Annotated in this window: 16 protein-coding genes; 5 read left to right on the top strand and 11 right to left on the bottom strand. The window is 62.2% G+C overall.

What is annotated here, in order from left to right; genetic code table 11:
- Positions 1-119: 119 nt before the first annotated feature.
- Entirely contained in the window at positions 120-1,154 is a 1,035-nt protein-coding gene (gene selD / locus ACTJKS_RS25045; protein ID WP_108182240.1) for a selenide, water dikinase SelD, read from the top strand.
- Positions 1,154-2,257, top strand: a complete 1,104-nt coding sequence (gene mnmH / locus ACTJKS_RS25040; protein WP_262949101.1) for a tRNA 2-selenouridine(34) synthase MnmH — start codon at positions 1,154-1,156, stop codon at positions 2,255-2,257. Before selD ends, mnmH begins: the two co-directional genes overlap by 1 nt.
- A gap of 133 nt (positions 2,258-2,390) precedes the next feature.
- Here the strand turns inward: mnmH and ACTJKS_RS25035 are convergent, their stop codons facing one another.
- Positions 2,391-3,065, bottom strand: coding sequence for a histidine phosphatase family protein (locus ACTJKS_RS25035; protein WP_108182242.1), 675 nt, complete (start codon positions 3,063-3,065; stop codon positions 2,391-2,393).
- A gap of 225 nt (positions 3,066-3,290) precedes the next feature.
- Here ACTJKS_RS25035 and ACTJKS_RS25030 point away from each other — a divergent pair, with 225 nt between their 5' ends.
- Complete coding sequence (locus ACTJKS_RS25030) at positions 3,291-3,989, top strand: glutathione S-transferase family protein (RefSeq protein WP_047291489.1); 699 nt, start codon at positions 3,291-3,293, stop codon at positions 3,987-3,989.
- A gap of 219 nt (positions 3,990-4,208) precedes the next feature.
- Positions 4,209-5,183 (top strand): porphobilinogen synthase, encoded by a 975-nt coding sequence (gene hemB, locus ACTJKS_RS25025; RefSeq protein ID WP_041074196.1) that lies wholly within the window; start codon positions 4,209-4,211, stop codon positions 5,181-5,183.
- A gap of 124 nt (positions 5,184-5,307) precedes the next feature.
- Here the strand turns inward: hemB and ACTJKS_RS25020 are convergent, their stop codons facing one another.
- Together ACTJKS_RS25020 and ACTJKS_RS25015 are read right to left on the bottom strand one after the other, a co-directional pair.
- On the bottom strand, positions 5,308-6,843 hold the full coding sequence (locus tag ACTJKS_RS25020; RefSeq protein WP_108182243.1) for an FAD-dependent oxidoreductase: 1,536 nt from the start codon (positions 6,841-6,843) through the stop codon (positions 5,308-5,310).
- Positions 6,844-7,036: 193 nt separating this feature from the next.
- A complete protein-coding gene (locus ACTJKS_RS25015; RefSeq protein ID WP_108182244.1) occupies positions 7,037-9,241 on the bottom strand; it encodes a TonB-dependent receptor in 2,205 nt (734 codons plus the stop codon).
- 295 nt (positions 9,242-9,536) lie between these two features.
- Between ACTJKS_RS25015 and ACTJKS_RS25010 the strand changes: the two genes are divergently transcribed.
- Positions 9,537-10,619: a DUF1615 domain-containing protein gene (locus tag ACTJKS_RS25010; protein WP_440829034.1), complete on the top strand. Its 1,083-nt coding sequence runs from the start codon at positions 9,537-9,539 to the stop codon at positions 10,617-10,619.
- A gap of 7 nt (positions 10,620-10,626) precedes the next feature.
- Here the strand turns inward: ACTJKS_RS25010 and ACTJKS_RS25005 are convergent, their stop codons facing one another.
- From ACTJKS_RS25005 to ACTJKS_RS24970, 8 genes are all read right to left on the bottom strand, one after another.
- Positions 10,627-11,328: an anti-sigma factor gene (locus tag ACTJKS_RS25005; RefSeq protein ID WP_108182246.1), complete on the bottom strand. Its 702-nt coding sequence runs from the start codon at positions 11,326-11,328 to the stop codon at positions 10,627-10,629.
- Positions 11,325-11,861, bottom strand: coding sequence for a sigma-70 family RNA polymerase sigma factor (locus ACTJKS_RS25000; protein WP_108182247.1), 537 nt, complete (start codon positions 11,859-11,861; stop codon positions 11,325-11,327). Before ACTJKS_RS25000 ends, ACTJKS_RS25005 begins: the two co-directional genes overlap by 4 nt.
- 226 nt (positions 11,862-12,087) lie before the next feature.
- A complete protein-coding gene (locus tag ACTJKS_RS24995) occupies positions 12,088-12,609 on the bottom strand; it encodes a DUF3455 domain-containing protein (RefSeq protein ID WP_108182248.1) in 522 nt (173 codons plus the stop codon).
- Between the two features lie 196 nt (positions 12,610-12,805).
- Complete coding sequence (locus ACTJKS_RS24990; RefSeq protein WP_108182249.1) at positions 12,806-14,410, bottom strand: ABC transporter ATP-binding protein; 1,605 nt, start codon at positions 14,408-14,410, stop codon at positions 12,806-12,808.
- Between the two features lies 1 nt (position 14,411).
- A complete protein-coding gene (locus ACTJKS_RS24985; RefSeq protein WP_108182250.1) occupies positions 14,412-15,434 on the bottom strand; it encodes an ABC transporter permease in 1,023 nt (340 codons plus the stop codon).
- Positions 15,434-16,498 carry a microcin C ABC transporter permease YejB gene (locus ACTJKS_RS24980; protein ID WP_108182251.1) on the bottom strand — a complete coding sequence of 355 codons (1,065 nt, stop codon included), beginning with the start codon at positions 16,496-16,498 and terminating at the stop codon, positions 15,434-15,436. The genes ACTJKS_RS24985 and ACTJKS_RS24980 overlap by 1 nt, the downstream gene beginning before the upstream one ends.
- Position 16,499: 1 nt before the next feature.
- Positions 16,500-18,365 carry an extracellular solute-binding protein gene (locus ACTJKS_RS24975; protein ID WP_108182252.1) on the bottom strand — a complete coding sequence of 622 codons (1,866 nt, stop codon included), beginning with the start codon at positions 18,363-18,365 and terminating at the stop codon, positions 16,500-16,502.
- A gap of 229 nt (positions 18,366-18,594) precedes the next feature.
- On the bottom strand, positions 18,595-21,306 hold the full coding sequence (locus ACTJKS_RS24970) for a TonB-dependent receptor (RefSeq protein ID WP_440829033.1): 2,712 nt from the start codon (positions 21,304-21,306) through the stop codon (positions 18,595-18,597).
- Positions 21,307-21,319: the final 13 nt, after the last annotated feature.

Here is a 21,319-nt window from a genome sequence, read left to right as displayed (position 1 = left end):
CCACTGGAGATCCCGTGTGGGAGCGAGCCTGCTCGCGAAGAGGCCCGGACAGTCAGCGCAAAAATCTGCCGGCTCGCGCTCTGCTAGAATCCGCCCCATCAACTGCCAGAGACTCTCCCATGAGCGAGCCGATTCGCCTGACCCAATACAGCCACGGTGCCGGTTGTGGCTGCAAGATTTCCCCGCAGGTGCTGGAAGTGATTCTGGCCGGCAGCGGAGCGCAGAACCTTGACCCGAAACTGTGGGTCGGCAATGCCTCGCGTGATGACGCGGCGGTGTATGAGATCGATGCCGAACGCGGTGTGGTGTCGACCACGGACTTCTTCATGCCGATTGTCGACGACCCGTTCGACTTCGGCCGTATCGCCGCGACCAATGCGATCAGCGACATCTATGCCATGGGCGGCGACCCACTGATGGCGATTGCGATCCTCGGTTGGCCGGTCAATGTGCTGGCGCCGGAGGTGGCGCGGGAAGTGATTCGCGGCGGGCGTGCGGTGTGCGACGCCGCCGGCATTCCGCTGGCCGGCGGGCATTCGATCGATGCGCCGGAGCCGATCTTCGGCCTGGCCGTGACCGGTCTGGTGGAAAAGCGCCACATGAAGCGCAACGACACCGCCACCGCCGGTTGCCTGCTGTACCTGACCAAGCCGCTGGGCATCGGCATCCTTACAACCGCCGAGAAAAAGGGCAAATTGCGCCCCGGCGACATTGGTGTGGCCCGTGACTGGATGTGCACCCTGAACCAACCGGGCAGCCGCTTCGGCAAACTGGCCGGCGTCACCGCAATGACCGACGTCACCGGTTTCGGCCTGCTCGGGCACCTGGTGGAAATGGCCGATGGCAGCCACCTGACCGCTCGCATCAGCTACAACCACGTGCCGCGTCTGGACAGCGTCGAGTACTACCTCGAACAAGGCTGCGTGCCTGGTGGTACCCTGCGTAACTTCGACAGCTATTCGAGCAAGCTCGGTCGTCTGCAGGAGTTGCACAAGCGCGTGCTGTGCGACCCGCAGACCAGTGGTGGTCTGCTGATTGCGGTCACCCCTGAAGGCAACGACGAGTTCCTCGCCGTGGCCACCGAACTGGGCCTGGACCTGGCGCCGATTGGCGAGCTGGTTGAGCGACAGACCCACGCAGTCGAGGTGATCTGATGTACCGCGACTGCACCGATTACCGCGACATTTTCCTCAACGACCGGCCGATGATGGACGCCCGCGCGCCAGTCGAGTTCGCCCACGGCGCATTTCCCGGCGTGGTCAACCTGCCGCTGATGAACGACCGCGAGCGCGAGCAAGTGGGCACTTGCTACAAGCAACACGGACAACAATCCGCCATCGCTCTGGGTGAGCGGCTGGTGTCTGCCGAGGTCCGGGAGCAGCGTATTCAGGGTTGGGTCGAGTTTGCCCAGGCGCACCCCGACGGCTACCTGTATTGCTTTCGCGGCGGCTTGCGTTCGCAGATCGTCCAGCAATGGATCAAGGAGGAGGGCGGGATCGATTACCCGCGTGTCGGCGGCGGCTACAAGGCTATGCGCACGTTCCTGCTGGAAACCATCGATCAAGCCGTGGCCGAGTGCGATCTGGTGTTGCTGGGCGGCATGACCGGCACCGGCAAGACCGAACTGCTGGTGCAGTTGCGCAATGGTCTGGATCTGGAAGGCCACGCCAATCATCGGGGATCGAGTTTCGGCAAGCGCGCCACTGGGCAGCCGACCAATATCGATTTCGAAAACCGTCTGGCCGTTGATGTGTTGAAAAAACGCGCCGGCGGCGTCCAGCAGTTTGTGCTGGAAGACGAGAGCCGGGTAGTCGGCAGTTGTGCCTTGCCACTGCCGTTGTACCGAGGCATGCAAGTGGCGCCGATGGTCTGGCTGGAAGACAGCCTGGAACAGCGGGTCGAGCGGATTCTGCAGGACTATGTGATCAACCTGCACGCCGAGTTCGTCGCCGTGCACGGCGAGCAGGGCTTTGCGCTGTATGCCGAGCGGTTGATTGCTAGCTTGAACAATATCCAGCGCCGGCTGGGCGGCGAGCGCCATCAGCGGATGTTCCTGCAGATGGAAGAGGCCTTGACCGAGCAGGCGCGCAGCGGATCGGTCGAGCAGTTCCGTGACTGGATCAGCGTGTTGCTGCGTGAATATTACGACCCGATGTATGCGTTCCAGCGTGAGAAAAAGGGCGGGCGGATCGAGTTTGCCGGGGAGCGCGGGGCGGTGCTGGAGTATTTGCGCGAGCGAGTGAACCAGCGGGTTTGAGGGTGGCTTTGCTGGCCCAATCGCTGGCAAGCCAGCTCCCACAGTGTTTTAGGGATGCTGTAAATGTAAGCATCACCCAAACCCTGTGGGAGCTGGCTTGCCAGCGATGAGGAACCGACAAACAGCCAATCCCTCAAGTCGGACAGGTCGCCTTGCCGTTATCCAGCCCCTGCTTGTAGCTGTGACTCTGCAGGCTGGCCTTGCCGTTGTGCCAGGTCAGGGTCAGCACATACAGCGTATCGAAATCGCCCGCCGCCCAGTCGTCGGTGATGGTCTGCTTTTCGCCGACCGCGTTGCCCGCGACCTTGTTGATCAGCTCCGGCAGATAACCGTGGGACCACGCGGTGTAGATCGTCGCGTTGTGGTATTTGTCTTCGGTCAGTTCCCGCGCCAGGTCACTGGTATCGTTGGCGGAGAACTCGATGTTCACCGGCAGGCCGAGCTTGATCGCGGCGGGGCTGATAGTCATCAGCGGGCGGATGTAGCTGTAGGAGTTGTCCCGTTCGCCTTCCTCGACATTGCGTGTCGGGTCGGCGGCGAACACGTAATCGGCCTTGCCGAATTTTTCCGGCAGCAGGGTCGACAGCTCGATCGCCCGGTTCAGGCCCTGGCAGTTGAGCTGGCCGAGGCCGCCGGCGGGCTTTTCCGCGTGGCGCAGGAAAACCAGGGTCTGGGTGCCGTCTACCGGCTGGGCGCGAATCTGGCTCGATTCGAGCGACAAGGTCAGCGCACTGACCGCCAACAGGGAGGGCAGGGCCACGCAGGCGCGATGTTTGAAGCGTTTGGCGAAACTCATGAGGTTCGTCATTGAATACAGAATTCTTCAGAAAATTCGGTGGGGGCTGACCAACCCTTGCACCACGGGCTCCCTGCGCCGGGTGTTGTCCATGTCGTGTGTCGCGCTTCCGTTACGAAGGGCATAGCTCAGAGTCCTCTGAGGCCGGTTTGGTTCATGCACATTACCCGCAGGATGTTACGGTTCGTGTAGCTCCTACATTATGATCAGCGCTTTCCATGTGACTGGATGTTTCCCATGACCGATCTGTCCGCGTTCCCGATCACCCAGAAATGGCCGGCGCAGTACCCCGACTGGATTCAGCTCTATTCCCTGCCGACCCCCAACGGCGTCAAGGTCTCGATCATGCTCGAAGAGATCGGCCTGCCGTACGAGCCGCACCGTGTGGGCTTCGACACCCAGGATCAGATGTCACCGGAATTCCTCTCGCTGAACCCCAACAACAAGATCCCGGCGATCCTCGACCCTCATGGCCCCGAGGACCAGCCACTGGCGCTGTTCGAGTCCGGCGCGATCCTGATCTACCTCGCCGACAAGAGCGGCCAGTTGCTGGCCCAGGAAGGCGCGCTGCGTTACGAGACGATTCAGTGGCTGATGTTCCAGATGGGCGGTATCGGCCCGATGTTCGGCCAGCTCGGCTTCTTCAACAAATTCGCCGGCAAGGATTACGAGGACAAGCGTCCGCGTGACCGCTATGTCGAGGAGAGCAGACGCCTGCTCAACGTGCTCGACAAACGTCTGCAAGGTCGCGACTGGATCATGGGCGAGCGCTACACCATCGCCGACATCGCCACGTTCCCGTGGGTGCGCAACCTGATCGGCTTCTATGAGGCGGGCGATCTGGTGGGGATCAGCAATTTCCCGAATGTGACCCGGGTGCTGGAGCGCTTTCTGGCGCGACCGGCGGTTGTTCGCGGGCTGACCATTCCCTCGTAACCCCACACAAATCCCCTGTAGGAGCTGCCGCAGGCTGCGATCTTTTGACCNAAGATCGCAGCCTGCGGCAGCTCCTACAGTGAACGTGTGTTGCCTGACGGATTATTGCGCTCTCGGTAATGCTGTCTTGATTGATCCAGGTTTGTACCTGCACCCAGCGAAGGCATAAGCTTCGCCCCCTACGACTTTCGTCTCATCTTCCGATTTCAGGAAAGCCTCATGTCCAGCCAGTTCCCCGAAGCACGTCCCCGCCGTCTGCGCCGCAATGCGAGCCTGCGCAGCCTGTTCCAGGAAACAGAGTTCAGCCTGAATGATCTGGTGCTGCCGATTTTCGTCGAAGAAGAAATCGATGACTTCGTGCCGATCAAGAGCATGCCCGGGGTGATGCGCATTCCCGAACGCAAGCTGGCCAGCGAAATCGAGCGTTATGCCCGTGCCGGGATCAAGTCGGTGATGACCTTTGGCGTGTCCCATCACCTGGACGCCAATGGCAGCGACACCTGGCGTGAAGACGGCCTAGTCTCGCGCATGTCGCGGATTGCCAAGGACGCGGTGCCGGAAATGATCGTGATGTCCGACACCTGTTTCTGCGAATACACCGATCACGGCCACTGCGGCGTGATGCACAACCACGAAGTCGACAACGACCAGACCCTGATCAACCTCGGCAAGCAAGCGGTGGCGGCGGCGCGTGCCGGTGCTGACGTGATCGCGCCGTCGGCAGCGATGGACGGTCAGGTGCGGGCGATCCGCCAAGCGCTGGACGCCGCCGGGTTCACCCAGATTCCGATCATGGCCTACTCGACCAAGTTCGCCTCGGCGCTGTACGGCCCGTTCCGTGAAGCCGGCGGCAGTGCGCTGAAGGGCGACCGCAAAAGCTATCAGATGAACCCGATGAACCGCCGTGAAGCCCTGCGCGAATCGCTGCTCGACGAGCAGGAAGGCGCCGATGCGCTGATGGTCAAACCGGCCGGTGCGTACCTCGACATCATCCGCGACATCCGTGAAGCCTCGAACCTGCCGCTGTCGGCGTATCAGGTCAGCGGTGAGTACGCGATGATCAAGTTCGGCGCGCAGGCCGGTGCAATCGACGAGGACCGCGTGGTGCGCGAGAGCCTGGGCGCGATCAAGCGCGCGGGTGCGGACCTGATCTTCACTTACTTTGCGATGGATCTGGCGCTGGCCGGGATCTGACGTCCAACGTTTAGCCCCTGTGGGAGCGAGCCTGCTCGCGAAAGCGGTCTTTCAGCAGACATCCATGTTGACTGACACGACGCATTCGCGAGCAGGCTCGCTCCCACATTTGATTTGTGCTGTGTCAGGGGCAGTTGAAGTAGGGCCGGATGCCGTGATCGCGAAAATACCGCTCAATCACCTTCGGATCCGCACTGTTGTCGGCAATCGCCACATAGGTATCCGGGCGCAGCAGATAAAACCCGTTACGCCCCAACCCCGCCGTTTCAAACGCCGGGCGCCAATCGAACACGTGCAGCGGCAAATGATGCTCGTGGCACCAGGCGATCATCTCGTCGCTGGTGTCGCCGTACACGTGCACCTGCCAGCAGGGCTGGCGTAGCGGCTCGTAATTATCGCCCTCACCATCATGCGCCCACGGCAAGCGGTCGCCGCCGTGGACGTGGCCGGCCGTGCCCTGGCTCAGCGGCATGCCGCGATAGTTGAGGGTGACTTGCGAAACGGTGCGAAAAAGGAATTCGCGGCTGGCCTCGAACGTGGCCATTTTCGGGATCAGAAACGGTGCCAGGCGCGTGCGCAGCAGATCGGCGATGCGCCCCTCGGCGGTGACGAAAGTGAACACCTTGTCGGTGGTCGACACCAGCCGCCGGGCGAAGGCGATGCGCTCGGTTTCGTAAGTGTCGAGCAGTTGCGCCGTGGCGCTGCCGTTGAGCACGGCGGCGAGTTTCCAGGCCAGGTTGATTGCATCGCCAATCCCGGTGTTCATGCCCTGGCCGCCGGCAGGGCTGTGCACGTGCGCCGCGTCACCGAGCAGAAACGCCCGACCGCTGCGAAAGTGCTCGGCCACGCGGTGATGCACACGGTAGGTGGAGAACCAGTTGACCTCGTCGATGTGTACGTTCAGGTGTTCGATGGCGCGGCGGCTGACGTCGGCGAATTGCAGGGTTTCGGCGCGATCGGCACGTTCATCGCGCACCGTGCCGATCAATCGCGCACGGCCTTCGCCGGCCAACGGGAAGACGGCGAGAAAATCCGCTTCGTCCAGATCCAGGTGCAAATCGCCGTTAAGCGCCGGGCCGCTGGCCTGCACATCCGCGACGTAAAAAATCTGCTGATAGGTGCCGCCCGGGAAACCGGTGTCGAGGGTTTTGCGCACCACCGAACGCGCGCCATCGCAGCCCGCGAGAAAGCATGCCTGACAGATTTCCTGCTGCCCGTCGGGCAAGCGCAGATGCGCGGTGAGGCCGTCGCCGAGTTCTTCAAAACTTTCGAGTTCGGTGTTGCGCTCAACCACCACGTCATAGTCTTCGAGGCGTTCGAGCAGCAGCCGTTCGTGCTGGTCCTGGGGAAAGATTTCGATGAACGAGTAGGGCGTCAGGCCTTCGCCGATGCGCTGCAGCGACAACTGCGCAACCGGTTTGCCCTTGACCCAGAAATGCGCCGCCGCGACCTTGTGCCCGTTGCGCACCACGGTGTCGGCCAGATCCAGCTGGCGATACAACTCCAGCGTGCGCGCCTGCACCGCCAGCGCCCGCGAAGTGGTGCCGGGCGCGGACGTCTTGTCGATGATGCGCACGCGCACGCCCAGTTTGCTCAGCCACAGAGCCAGCACCAGACCGGTCGGGCCGGCGCCGATGATCAGTACGTCGCTGCGGTGCATGAGCCTGTCCTCCGTTGGCTGTGCAGCAAGTATGGATCAGATGGAAAGGCTAGCCAGTGCCGGACTCTTCGCGAGCAGGCTCGCTCCCACAGTCGAACGCATTCNCGCGAAGGGGGCTTACCACCCGCCACAAAAAACAAAAAAGGCCCCGCAACGGTAAAGCTGCGGGGCCTTTGTTACGGCGGGATGACGCTTAGAAATCGATGGTGCCCGACAACTTCGCCACCCGTGGCTCTCCCTGGGTCAGATAGCCGCCCTGCGCCGATTCCCAATACTTCTTGTTCGCCAGGTTTTCGACGCCCAGACGCAGGGTCACGTCTTTCTGCGCGACCTTGAAGGCGTAACGCGCACCGGCATCGAAGCGATTCCAGGTCGGCAGGCTAAGGTTGTTGGCCGCGTCGGCGTACTGGCCGCCGGTGCGCAGCATCCGCGCATTCAGCGCCACGCCTTGCAGGCCCGGTACATCCCAGTCGGCGCCGGCGTTGAACTGGAAGCTCGGCACGCCAATGGCGCGGTTGCCGTCGTTGGCGCCGTTCTGGGTGTTGCGCAGTTCGGTGTCCATCAGGGTCAGGCCGCTGATCAGACGCAGGCCGTTGATCGGCTCGCCGAACACGTTCATCTCTACGCCTTTATTGATCTGCTCGCCTTCACGCACGTAGGTGCAGGTGGTGGCGCTGTTGATTTCACAGTAGCCATCGCTCGGCTGCTCGATGCGGTACACGCCCAGGCTCGCGCCGTAAGTGCCCATGTCGACCTTGACCCCGGCCTCGGTCTGCTTGGAGCGTGCCGGTGCGTAGACTTCGTTGCCGTTGGTCACGCGCAAACCGCCGGTGCTGGTCGGCGAAGTCGGGCCTTGCGCCAGGCCTTCGATGTGGTTGGCGTAGAACGACACGTGCTCCCACGGTTTGAAGACAATGCCGTAGACCGGCGTGGTGATCGATTCGTCGTAGCTCGACTTGCGACTGCCGCTGCCGTAATTGGCGTAGTTGTAGCCTTGCACCACCAGTTGCTGACGACGCAGGCCTGCGGTGATCAGCAGGCGGTCATCGAAGAAACCGAGGGTGTCGGAGAGTGCGAGGCTGCGGTTGAAGGTCTTGCCGACGATGCCCGGATCGCTGAGGTCGCCGCCGGAAAAATTACCGACCGGCGACGGGGTTTCCACCGGGTGGTAGATATTGTTGGCGTACTGGGTCAGGTCGAAATCATAGGCGCTGCGCTGTTCGGCCCACAGACCGCTAAGGCCGAAATTGAACTTGTGGCTGACCGCGCCGGTGTTGAATTTGCCGTTGAGGCCGGCCATCAGGCTGGTGTTGTCCTCGTCGTGGGGGATGAACGAGCCGGTGGTGTACGAGGCGCCATTGTTGCCCACCAGCGTGGTCGAGTTGTAGCGGCCGACTTCGCGGGTGTGCTTGGCGCCGCCGGCGACGTACGCGGTCCAGTTGTCGTTCAGGTCGTATTCGGCACGGAGCATGCCGAAGGTGTCTTCGATGTCGGTGTAGCCCCACTTCGGCGCGTAGTTGGTGTCGGCCGACGGCGCGTCCGGAATGTGCGTGGCGGTGCCGAGGTTGACCGAGTTGCGGCCACCGTTGACGCGTTCCTTCTGGTAGGCGAAGTCGCCGGAAATACGCAGCGCGTCACCGCGATAATCGAGGCCGATGGCGAACAGTTTCGAACGCTGGTTTTCGTGATCGATGCCGGTGTCGCCTTCGCGCTGGGACAGGTTGACCCGCGCGCCAAAGCGGTTGTCTTCGCCGAAACGCTGGCCAATATCGAGGTGCTGACCGATCCGGCCTTCGCTGTTGATGTCGGTGGTGTAGCGGCGCAGCGGCTCGTCGCCGGCACGCTTAGGCTGCAGGTTGACGCCACCGCCGATGCCGGAGCCGGTCGGGGTCACGCCGTTGATGAAGGCGTTCGGGCCTTTGAACACTTCCACGCGTTCCAGGGCGTCGCTGGAAATGATCTGCCGGGGCAGCACGCCGTACAGACCGTTATAGGAAATGTCGTCACCGTTGAGCGGCAGGCCGCGAATCATGAACACCTGCGCCTGGTTGGAGAAGCCCGAAGCCTGACGTACCGAGGCATCGTTGAGCAGGACATCGGCAACGTTTTCCGCTTGCTGATCCTGAATCAGCTGTTCGGTGTACGACGCAGCGCTGAACGGCACGTCCATCATGTCCTGATTGCCGAGCACGCCGAGTTGACCACCACGGGCGACCTGACCACCGGCGTAGACCGGGGGCAGGGCGTTGGGCGTCGGTGCCTGGGCGTTGACGTTGACATTGTCGAGCACCAGCGCCTTGCCGTTTTCATCGGCAGCGTGGGCGGTGACCGTCAGGGAGCACAGCAGGGCGAGAAGCGTCGGGCGGAACGGGACAGCGAGGCGAACTGAAGCGGGCATGTATTCGTACCTGGAGGCGCAGGGCCGGTAAGAAAAAATAGGGCGGCGCGGGGAACTCCTTGCGCAAATACGACTCCAGGTGCAAATGATAGGAGTTCGCAGTAACGTTTTGCAATCAGTTTGTCATCACCCCTGAAAACACCCATGCACCTGTAGGAGCTGCCGCAGGCTGCGATCTTTTGACTTGGTTTCTAAAAGACAAGATCAAAAGATCGTCCGATCGCGGCCCGAGCCTGCGGCAGCGCCTACACGGATTGTGTATGGTGTCCGGGCTTAATGGACTGGATGGAGCAACATGCGATTACTCATTACCCTCGCTGCGCTGCTGGCGCTCGCCGGTTGCGCCGGCCAGCGCAGTCAGGAGCCGGCGCCGCGTGCGCCGGCTGAAGTGAAGGCCGAAATCGTGCGGCTGATGCCGGCCAAGGTGCCCGACCGCGAGGGCTGGGCCACCGACATCTACGCCGCGTTCGCCGCTCAGCACATCAGCCCGACCACGCAGAATCTCTGTTCAGTGCTGGCCGTGGCCGAGCAGGAATCGACCTATCAGGTCGACCCGACGGTGCCGGGGCTGGGCAAGATTGCCCGCGACGAAATCGACCGTCGTGCCGCCAAAGTGCATATCCCCGGCCTGTTGGTCAGCGGCGCGCTGCAAGTGCGCTCCACCAACGGCAAGACCTACAGCGAACGCTTGAACGCGGCGCGCACTGAAACAGAACTCAGCGCCATTTTTGACGACTTCATCGGCAGGGTGCCGATGGGCCGCACCTTGTTCGGCGGCTTCAACCCGGTACACACCGCCGGACCGATGCAGGTCAGCATCGAATTCGCCGAGCAGCACGCCAAGGACTATCCATACCCGGTAGACGGCACGATCCGCCACGAAGTGTTCACCCGCCGAGGCGGCATGTACTTCGGCATCGCGCATTTGCTTGGCTACCCGGTGAGTTACCGCGAGCCGCTGTACCGCTTCGCCGACTTCAATGCCGGCTGGTACGCCAGCCGCAATGCCGCGTTCCAGAACGCCGTCAGCCGAGCTTCGGGCATTCCGCTGGCGCTGGATGGCGACTTGATTCGCTACGACTCGATCATGCCCGGCAGCACCGAACTGGCGGTGCGCACCCTCGGCAAAGCGCTGGGCCTGCGCAACCCGACGATTCGCGATCAACTGGAAAAGGGCAAAACCCTGGAGTTTGAAGACACCAGGCTTTATCAACGGGTGTTCGAACTGGCCGAGAAGGCTGAAGGCAAGACCTTGCCGCGCGCGGTATTGCCAGGGATCGTCCTGCAGAGCCCGAAAATCACCCGCAAACTGACCACGGCGTGGTTCGCCAAACGCGTGGATGAGCGCTACAAACGCTGCATGGCCAAGGCCGGTTGACGCGGGTTCAAAGCACTTTGACGGCGCGGCCGATCGCCTGAATCGGCCCGGTCGGTTTACCGATCGGCGAGCCATTGGCGCCTTCCAGCGTCAGCTCGAACAGCTGATTCGGTTGCAGCGGCGGCAATTTATCCAGCGGCACCGACAGCGTCTGCCCCGGTTTGACCAGCCCCAGCGACACCGGCCCTTGCCAGCCGTCAGCCTTGGTCCAGAACTCCAGCGCCTTGTCCGCCGGCACTTCGACCACGCCCAGCGGGATCAGCTGAATTTCCCGGGCGTTGCTGGCCTGAATCACCCAGCCCGGTGCCTTGTCCTGCGGCGCGACCAGCACCACCAGATAACTGGGTTTCGGCGTGGTCTGGGTCAGCAGAATCGAGCCCAGGATCAGCGTCGCGGCCAGTCCGAACGCGCTCAGCCCACGCCACAGCGGCAGCAGATTCCACCATGAGGTGGGCGCCGGAGCCGGTGTTTTTCGTGAGAGTTGCTCGACACTGCGCTCGATACGCGGCCACAAGTGCGGCGATGGCTGCTGCGTCCCGGCGAGATCGGTCAGGTCGAGCAAACGTCGCTCCCAGGCGTCCACCGCCGCTTGTAGCTCGGGCTCGTGGGGCAGGCGCCGTTGCACCGCTTCGCGCTCTGGCGCCGACAGGGTGCCGAGCACGTATTCACTGGCCAGTTCATCGCGTTCCTGCGCCGATTCAGTGGTCATCCCATGCACTCCCGCAAAGCGTTGAGGCTGCGTTTGATCCAGGCTTTGACCGTGCCCAGCGGCGTGTCCAACCGTTGGGAAATCTGCGCGTGGCTGTAGCCATCGACATAGGCGTGGAGGATGCAGCTTCGGCGTTGTGGGTCGAGTTGTTCCAGGCAGCGATGGATGCGCCCTGAATGCGCCTGGGCATCGAAGCCGTCATCTTCGTTCGCGGGCATTTCATGATCTTCGCTGAACGGCGTCTCCCGAGCCTGATTGCGCAGCAGATTCAGCGCCAGATGCCGGGTCACGCTGAACATCCAGCCGCGCGCTGAACCGCGCGCCGGATCAAATTGCGCCGCACAGTTCCAGATCTTGATGAACGCCTCATGCACGATGTCTTCGGCCAGCGCCGTGTCACGTACCAGTCGCTTGGCCACGCCGAGCAGGCGCGGGCCTTCCTGCACGTACAAATCGCGCAGGGCCGAGTGCTCGCCGCGGGCGCAGGCCGCGAGACGGGCGTCGTAATCGAACAGCGGTTCAGGCAAAGACATGGGGTGCAATCTAGCTCACATTCTTCAAACATCCAGCCAACAGTCTTCTACTGTGGGAGCGAGCCTTTGTGGTGAGGGGATTCATCCCCGACCGGCTGCACAGCAGCCGTAACCGTTGGTTGCGGTGAATTCCTGACCCCGCTGTTGCCGGATATTGGGGCGCTTCGCGCCCCATCGGGGATGAATCCCCTCGCCACCAGTTCGCTCCCATAGGAGCATCAAGGAACTAGTTCGCCGCCCAGAAAATGTAGTCGGCCTGATACTTCACCACTTCCTGTTTGCCCTTGTTCGCCGCCGTGCATTCGCTGCCCGGGGCCACGCCGCCCTTGAGCGCGACACGCTGGATATAACTCACGCCACTCATCGCGCCTTTGCCTTCGGCGGGGTTGGCCTTGACCAGTTGATAGGGCAGGTTGCCCGGGCTCGACGGGGCGACGGCCAGTTGCGTGCCGGTGACTTTCGAACCGTCCTTGGCCTGCCAGGTGGCGGGCGGGCCGAAGTAGGTGCCGACCTGCTGGCCGCTGCGATCATTGAGCACCGCTTTCGGGCCGACGAAGGTCCATTCGGTCTGCCCGGCCGCGTTGGGCTTGTCGCGGCATTCATAGGTGATCTCGCCGACGCCGGTGGTTTCCATGGCGATCTTGTGGCCTTCCGGGACTTTGATCGCGTCGGGATAGCTGCTCTGGGCGAAGGTTGTCGAGGACAGGGCGAGCAAACCGGTGAGGCCAATCAGTTGAGTGATGTTCATCTGTGTTATCTCCGAAAGGGGTAAACCGCTGACAGCCGAAGAGGGCTGCTACAGGGACTACCCGTGACGGAGGCGTTTGGATGCAGTGGCCGAAAAATATTCTCCAGGCCCCACCAATCCCCTGTAGGAGCTGCCGCAGGCTGCGATCTTTTGCTCTTGAAAAACAACATCAAAAGATCGCAGCCTGCGGCAGCTCCTACACAAGCTCGGCAGTTTTACGCGGGACGCTCAGGCCGGAGGCTTTCAGCAGTTCCTGGGTGTAGGGGTGCTGCGGCGCAGCAAAGATCTCCCGCGACGCCCCTTGCTCGACCACCTGGCCGTCCTTGATCACCAGCAAGTCATGAGCCAGCGCCTGCACCACCGCCAGGTCATGGCTGATGAACAGATAGGTCAGCCCATGCTTGATCTGCAATTGTCGCAACAGCTCCACCACTTGTTTCTGCACCGTGCGATCCAGCGCCGAGGTCGGTTCGTCGAGCAGGATCAGCGCCGGCTCCAGCACCAATGCGCGGGCGATGGAGATGCGCTGGCGCTGGCCGCCGGAGAATTCGTGGGGGTAGCGATGGCGACTCTTCGGGTCGAGGCCGACTTCCTCCAGTACGCGAATCACCGCCGCCTCGCGCTCGGCCTCGGTGCCAATGCCATGAGTCAGCAGGCCTTCGGCAATGATCTGTTGCACCGACATGCGCGGGCTCAGGCTGCCGAACGGATCCTGGAACACCACCTGAATCTGCCGCCGCAACGGGCGCATCAAACGCTGATTGAGCAGGCTCAGTTGCTTGTTGCCGAAGCGGATCTCGCCTTCGGATTCCACCAGCCGCAGGATCGCCTGGCCCAGCGTGGATTTGCCCGAACCGGATTCGCCGACAATCCCCAACGTTTTGCCGCGTTGCAGGCGGAAGCTGACGCCGTCCACCGCTTTGATGTACGCCTGCGAACGACTGAACAGCGCCTTTGGCAGAGGAAACCAGACCTTCAGATCATCGACTTCCAGCAGATTGTGTTGATACGCACTCGGCACCGGAGCACCGCTGGGTTCCGCTTCGATCAACAAGCGACTGTAAGGATGTTGCGGGGTGCGAAACAGCGCCTCGCAATCGGCCTGTTCGACGATTTCACCGTGGCGCATTACGCACACCCGTTGCGCGATGCGTCGCACCAGATTCAGATCGTGACTGATCAGCAACAGTGACATGCCCAATCGTTGTTGCAGTTCGATCAACAGCTCAAGAATCTTCTGCTGCACGGTCACGTCCAGCGCCGTGGTCGGTTCATCGGCGATCAACAGTTCCGGCTCGTTGGCCAGCGCCATGGCGATCATCACCCGTTGCCGTTGTCCGCCCGACAGCTGATGCGGATAGGCTTTCAAGCGCTGCAAAGGCTGGCGAATACCGACCAGTTCCAGCAGTTCCAGCGTCCGCTCACGTGCCGCGCGCCCCTTCAGGCCTTTATGAATTTCCAGCACTTCACTGACTTGCTTTTCCACCGTGTGCAACGGGTTCAGCGAGGTCATCGGCTCCTGGAAAATCATCGCAATCCGGTTGCCGCGTAAACCGCGCAGGTGTTGCTCGCTGGCCTGCAGCAAGTTCACCCCGTTGTAAGTAATCGAACCGCTGCTGCTGACGCTTTTACCCGGCAGCAAACGCAGGATCGAATGCGCCGTGACCGACTTGCCCGAGCCGGACTCACCGACCAGCGCCAGACATTCACCACGGCGAATGTCGAGGTTCAAACCGTGCACCACGGCCTGCTCGCCAAAGGCCACGCGCAGGTCGCGAATCTCGATCAAATGGTTTTGCATGTCAGCTCCTCGGATCAAACGCGTCTCGGCAAGCCTCACCGATGAACACCAACAAAGACAGAATCAGCGCCAAGGCAAAAAACGCCGTCAGGCCCAGCCACGGCGCTTGCAGATTGCGCTTGGCCTGGCCAATCAGTTCGCCCAGTGAGGCGGTGCCCGCCGGCATGCCGAAGCCAAGAAAATCCAGCGCGGTGAGGGTGGCGATGGCGCCGGTCAGAATGAATGGCAAATAGGTCAGGGTGGAGGTCATTGCGTTGGGCAGAATGTGCCGGCACATCAGCTCACTGTCGGTCAGCCCCAGCGCCCGCGCGGCTTTGACGTATTCCAGATTGCGTCCACGGAGGAACTCGGCGCGCACCACATCCACCAGCGCCAACCAGGAGAACAGCGCCATGATCCCCAGCAGCCACCAGAAACTCGGCGAGACAAACCCGGACAAAATGATCAGCAGATACAGCACCGGCAGCCCCGACCAGATCTCCAGCAGTCGTTGCCCGAGCAAATCCACCCAACCGCCGTAATAACCCTGCAACGCGCCGGCAACGATACCGACCAACGCACTGATGCCGGTGAGGATCAGCGCAAACAGGATCGAAATTCGTGTGCCGAAAATCACCCGCGCCAATACGTCCCGCGCCTGATCGTCGGTGCCCAGCCAGTTGCTCGCCGAGGGCGGGCTTGGCGCCGGTTCGGTGAGGTCGTAGTTGACGGTGTCGTAGCTGAACGGAATCGGCGGAAACAGCATCCAGCCGCCTTGATCCTCGATCAGCGAGTGCACGTAAGCGCTGGCGTAATCCGGCTGGAACGGCAGCTCGCCGCCGAAATCGGTTTCCAGGTAATCGCTGAGGATCGGGAAGTACAACGCGCCGTGGTAGCGGATCACCAAGGGTTTGTCGTTGGCAATCAGTTCGCCAGCGAGGCAGATCAAGCACAGGCCGAGGAACAGCCATAACGACCAGCGCCCACGGCGGTTGGCCTTGAACTGCGCGGCCCGGCGCTGACCCAGAGGAGAGAGTGTGAACATCAGGCAGTCCTCGCCGAGAAGTCGATGCGCGGGTCGAGCAGGGTGTAGCTGAGGTCGCCGATCAGCTTGATCAACAGGCCGAACAGGGTGAACAGGAACAACGCGCCGAACACCACCGGATAGTCCCGCGACACCGCCGCCTCGTAGCTCATGCGCCCGAGGCCATCGAGGTTGAAAAGGGTTTCGATCAGCAAGGAGCCAGCGAAAAACACTTCGATCAGCGCCGACGGCACACCCGCCACCACCAGCAGCATGGCGTTGCGAAACACGTGGCCGTAAAGCACGCGGCGTTCGGTCAGACCCTTGGCCCGTGCGGTAATCACGTACTGGCGGCTGATCTCGTTGAGGAAGCTGTTTTTGGTGAGGATGGTCAGGGTGGCGAAGCCACCGATGACCAGCGCCGTGACCGGCAACACCAGGTGCCAGAGGTAGTCGCCGACCTTGCCCAACGTGCTGAGGTTGTCGAAGTTATCCGACACCAGCCCCTGCACCGGGAACCAGTTGACGTAGCTGCCGCCGGCGAACACCACGATCAGCAGAATCGCAAACAGAAACGCCGGCATCGCGTAGCCGATGATGATCGCGGTGCTGCTCCAGACATCGAATGCGCTGCCGTTGCTGATCGCTTTGCGGATGCCCAACGGGATCGAAATCAGGTAGGTGATCAGCGTCGCCCACAAGCCGAGCGACAACGACACCGGCAGTTTCTGCAGGATCAGATCGGTGACCTTGGCACCGCGAAAGAAACTGCTGCCCAGATCCAGCTGCGCGTAATTTTTCAGCATCAGCCACAGGCGTTCGTGCATCGGTTTGTCGAAACCGTAGTGGTGTTTGATTTCCTCGATCAGCGCCGGGTCGAGGCCACGGCTGCTGCGCCCGGCACCGCCCGTCGCAGCGACTTCGCCACCACCGCCCATGCTGTGCCCGCCGAAACCTTGCAGACGCGCGATGGCTTGTTCCACCGGGCCGCCCGGCGCGGCCTGCACGATGAGGAAATTGACCACCAGGATGCACAGCAGCGTGGGGATGATCAGCAGCAAACGTCGACTCAGATAACGCAGCATGTCACTGGCCCCCCGCAAGCTGGGCGTGCATCTGTTGCGTGGTCAACGGCTTGGCCGAGACCTCCCACCAGGTGTTGAGGCCTTCGTCGTAAGCCGGTTGCACCGGCGGCATGCCGAAGCGGTTCTGATACACCGTCGGCGTGCCTTTGGAGTAGTAGTTGGGAATCATGTAGTAACCCCATTGCAGCACCCGGTCGAGGGCGCGGGCGTAATGCACCATGGCATCGCGGGTGTCGGCCTTGACCAGCCCGTCGATCAGTTGATCGACCGCCGGGTTGGCCAGCACCATCGAGTTCGAACTGCCGACTTGCGTGGCACTTTGCGAGGCGTACAGGCTGTACAGTTCGCGGCCGGGGGAGACGATCGGATCGCCACTGCGCGGGAAACTGGTGACGATCATGTCGTAGTCGCGGGCGTTGAGCCGATTGACGTATTGCGCCGAATCGATCCGGCGTAAATTCAGGGTGATGCCGATCTGCGCGAGGGTGCGTTTGAATGGCAACAGCATGCGGTCGAAGCCGCCCTGACCGTCGAGGAAGGTGAACGCCAGCGGCTCGCCATCGGCGTTGACCAGTCGGCTGTGTTGCGGCGTCCAGCCCGCCTCGGCGAGCAGTTTCAGCGCCTGCAACTGCTTGTCGCGTATGTAGCCGCTGCCGTCGGTTTTCGGCGCCTGATAGACCTCGGTGAACACCTCGTCCGGGATCTGCCCGCGCAACGGTTCGAGGATCTTCAATTCCTCGGCGTCGGGCAGGGCGGTGGCGGCCATTTCACTCTTGGGCCAGAAGCTGTTCTGACGCACGTAGAAGCCGCGCATCATCTGCTTGTTGGTCCATTCGAAATCCCACAGCAGGCTGATCGCCTGACGCACGCGGCGATCCTGAAAAATCGGGTTTTGCAGGTTGAACACGAAGCCTTGCGCCGCCGTGGGTTTTTCCGGGGCGAGAATCGCCTGTTGCAAACGCCCGTCACGCAATGCCGGGCTGTCGTAGCCGACCACGTAACCGGACGAAGAAAACTCGCGGTTGTAATCGAACGCACCGGCCTGCAGCAGTTGGCGAGCGACGTCGGTGTCGCCGTAGAAATTCACCGTGAGCGTGTCGAAGTTGTACATCCCGCGACTGACCGGCAGGTCCTTGCCCCACCAGTCCGGATCGCGCTGGAAACTGATGCTGCGCCCGGCGTCGACCTTGCTCACGCGATACGGACCGCTGCCCAGCGGCGGTTCGAAGCCGCCGCCGTTGGCGAAGTCGCGCGTCTTCCACCAGTGTTCGGGCACCACGCGCAGCGTCGCCAGGTCCAGCGCCAGGGTGCGGTTGAGGTTGTTCTTGAAGGTGAAGCGCACCTGCCGTGGACCTTCGATCAGCACGTCCTGCACGTCGGCGTACTGCTGGCGATAACTGAGGCTGCCCTTGGTCATCAGCAGGTTGAAGGTGTAGCGCACGTCTTCGGCGGTGATCGGCGTGCCGTCGGCGAAGCGGGCCTTGGGGTTCAGGGTGAAGCGCACCCAGAGCCCCTCGGGATCGCGTTCCATTTGTTGCGCGACCAGTGCGTAAACGGTGTAGGGCTCGTCCAGCGAACGGAACGCCAGCGGCGCATACACCCAGTCGTTGACCTGCACCACGGAAATGCCCTGATCGGCATACGGGGTGATGTAGTTGTACTGGCCGATTTCCATCGACGCCCGGCTGAGCGAACCGCCCTTGGGCGCGTCGGGATCGACGAAATCGAAATGCTGGAAACCCGCCGGATACTTCGGCGCCTCGCCGTACACCGTCAGTGCATAGCTGCCGGCGGCCAGTGCCGGCACGGCAGCGCAGAGTAAAGCTCCGCCGAGCAGCAGGCCTGCCATGTTGCGCATGAATCTCATGAAGTTTTTCCTCTAAGCCCGAAAACTCACTGGCAACGCTGAAAACTGTGGGAGTGCCCTGTGGTGAGGGGATTTATCCCCGACCGGCTGCGAAGCAGTCGCAAACCCATTGCATGCGGTGATTCTGGTCATCCGCAGTTCAGGTTTTGGGGGCGCTTCGCACCCCATCGGGGATGAATCCCCTCACCACAAAAGCTCAGTCACACAAAGGATGTGTCCAGCCCTGGGGTTAGAAGTGGTACGTCATGCGCGCAAACAGCGTGCGGCCCAGCGGGTCGGTGTAGCGCGGGTCATAGCCGCTCTGGAAGTTGTAGGCCTGGTTGGAGAACGGTGGGTTGCGGTCGAACATGTTCTTCATCCCGGCATCGACATCCAGCACCTTGTTGAAGGTGTAGCCGGCCGACAGGTCCCACACCGAATACGACGCCACGCGCGCATGGGTATCGCGGTCGTAGTCGTTGTAACCGGTGGTGAAACGGTTGGTCAGCGACGCCCTTGCGGCGCCGAAGGTCCAGCTGCCGGTGAGGTTGTGTTTCCAGCGCGCGATCACGCCGTCCCCTTCGAAATCGCCGACCTTGTCGGTGAACGGGCCTTTGATGGTGCTCTGGAAGTCATAACTGTCGACGTAGGTGCCTTGCAGCCCCAGGCCGAACTGGCCGTACGGGGTGTTCGGGAAGCGGTAGTCCAGCGACACATCGACACCGTTGGTTTCGACGATGCCGAGGTTGGCGTTGCCGGTGACGATGTAGTTGAGCGTGCCGTCGGCGTTGCGCACGAAGCGATCCGGGTAGCTGCCAGCCTGATCGAACACGGTGGATTCAGGGAACGGCTGGATCTGGTTGGAGATGTGAATCCACCAGAAATCCAGCCCCACCGACAGGTTGCTGACCGGCTGATAGACGAAGCCCAGCGTCACGTTGCGCGCCTTCTCCGGAGCCAGATCTTCATTGCCGCCGATCTGATTGAGGAACTGCTGACCGCAATCGCGCCCGCCGTTGCCACCCGGTTGCACCACGCCGCCGGTACACAGCACCGGATCGTTGTAGTAGCCCTGGGTGTAGGTGATGCTGCGCGGCGAATACAGCTCGTAGAGCGACGGCGCCCGGAATCCTTCGCTGTACGCGCCGCGCACCACCAGCTCTTTGAGCGGCTGATAACGGAACGAGTATTTCGGGTTGGTGGTGCTGCCGAAGTCGCTGTATTTGTCGTGACGCACAGCGGCGGACAGTTCGAGGCTGTCGAGCACCGGCACGTTGATTTCCGCATAGGCGGCTTTCACACTGCGGTCACCCTCGACGCTACCGGCCGGGTCGATGCCGAGGCTCTGGATGTCACCGGCAAACTGCTCGAAATCCTGATGGAATTTCTCTTTGCGGTACTCGCCACCCAGCGCCAGACCGGCCGGCCCGGCACCGAACCAGTCACCGATTTCGCGGCTGACCCGCCCGTCAAAACCGGCCACGCGGCCGACAGCGGTGGTGTAGGCGCCGTGGTACATCGCGGCGTCGATATATTGCTGACCGGCGGCGGATTGCGGGCCGAACGGGTTGAGCAGACCACTGGCCAGACCGTTGATCATCGCCTGATCGCTGACATAGCCGCTGGTGACGCTGGAGACGATTTTGTTCTGGTTGTACGAGGCGCCGACGTTGTAATCCCAGCCGCCGACCAGACCGTCGAAGCTCAGCAGAAAGCGCTGGCTGGTGTTCTGGTCTTTCGATTCCCGTGGGCCGGCGGCGGTTTCGCGCCAGTTCACATCGACCGGTTGCGTCGGGTCGAGGGCGAAGCCCGTCGGGCCAGGCGTGATGCCGTTGCCGGGGTAGTACGGCGACGAGGAATCCAGGCTCAGGCCGGTGAGCGGGGCCGGGCCGACCGCCGTGGCGTTGTTGTTGCGTGACCAGAAGTATTCGAGGTTGACGTTGTGATCGTCGCCGAGTTTGCCGGTGGTCTTGCCGAAGAACGAGGTCTTTTCGGTTTGCGGAATCAGGTCGATGTATTCGCGGGTGCTGAAGCGGCACAGGCCATCGCGCGCGACCAGGTTCGGCCCGTTGCAATTGCTGTTGGCCAACGGGTTGGTGGCGTTGCCGTTCTGGCTGTAGTTGCCGGGGAACGCGGTGCCGGAGGTCTGATCGAGGCCACGACCAGGATCGTAGTCGCGGGCGAAGGAGCGGTCGTTGGCGTCGAGGTTCTGCTGCTTGTTGTAGTTGAACACGCCGAGCACGTTGAAGCGGTCTTCCTCCAGATCGCCATAGCCCCAACTGGCGCTCATGTCTTTGGTGGCACCGCCGCCGCTGTGGGTCGGGGTTTCGCCACCGAGGGTGAGCTGGCCGTCGGTCAGGGATTTTTTGGTGATGAAGTTGATTACGCCGCCGATGGCGTCGGTGCCGTACAGGGCTGATGCGCCGTCGCGCAGAACTTCCACGCGCTCGATGGCGGCAAACGGGATCATGTTCAGATCCACCGCGCCACCGGCCGAGTTGGTGCCGGACAAGGCATTGTTGGCCAGGCGTCGACCGTTGAGCAGCACCAGGGTCTTGTTTGCGCCGATGCCGCGCATGTCGGCAAACGAAGCGCCACCGGTGGCGGCGCCGACCGAGCCTGCGCTGTTGTTGATCGACTGGCTGCCGGTGATCCGCTGCACCAGTTCGGCGGTGGTGGTCACGCCCTGTTTGCGCAGCTCATCGGCTTTCAGAATGGTGATCGGCACGGCCGTTTCCGCATCGACCCGGCGAATCGCCGAGCCGGTCACTTCCACCCGTTGCAGTTGCGTGGTCGGTGCCACCACTGCGGCTGCAGCGGGGACGGCGGCGTTGTCGTCCTCGGCGGCTTGCACGGTCCCGGCGCCCATCCCCATGGCCACCAGGTACAACGGAACAAAACGGTGACGAGAAATCGTTGCCACCAAAGGTTTGAGCGTGAAGCGTGGAGTGTTCATCAGCATGGTTGTTTCCGAC

The sequence above is a fragment of the Pseudomonas sp. 22189 genome (assembly GCF_052045635.1).
Classification (GTDB): Bacteria; Pseudomonadota; Gammaproteobacteria; order Pseudomonadales; family Pseudomonadaceae; genus Aquipseudomonas; species Aquipseudomonas parakoreensis.
The sequence above is the reverse complement of the archived record's forward strand: the minus strand, read 5'-3'. Positions and strand labels throughout refer to the sequence as shown.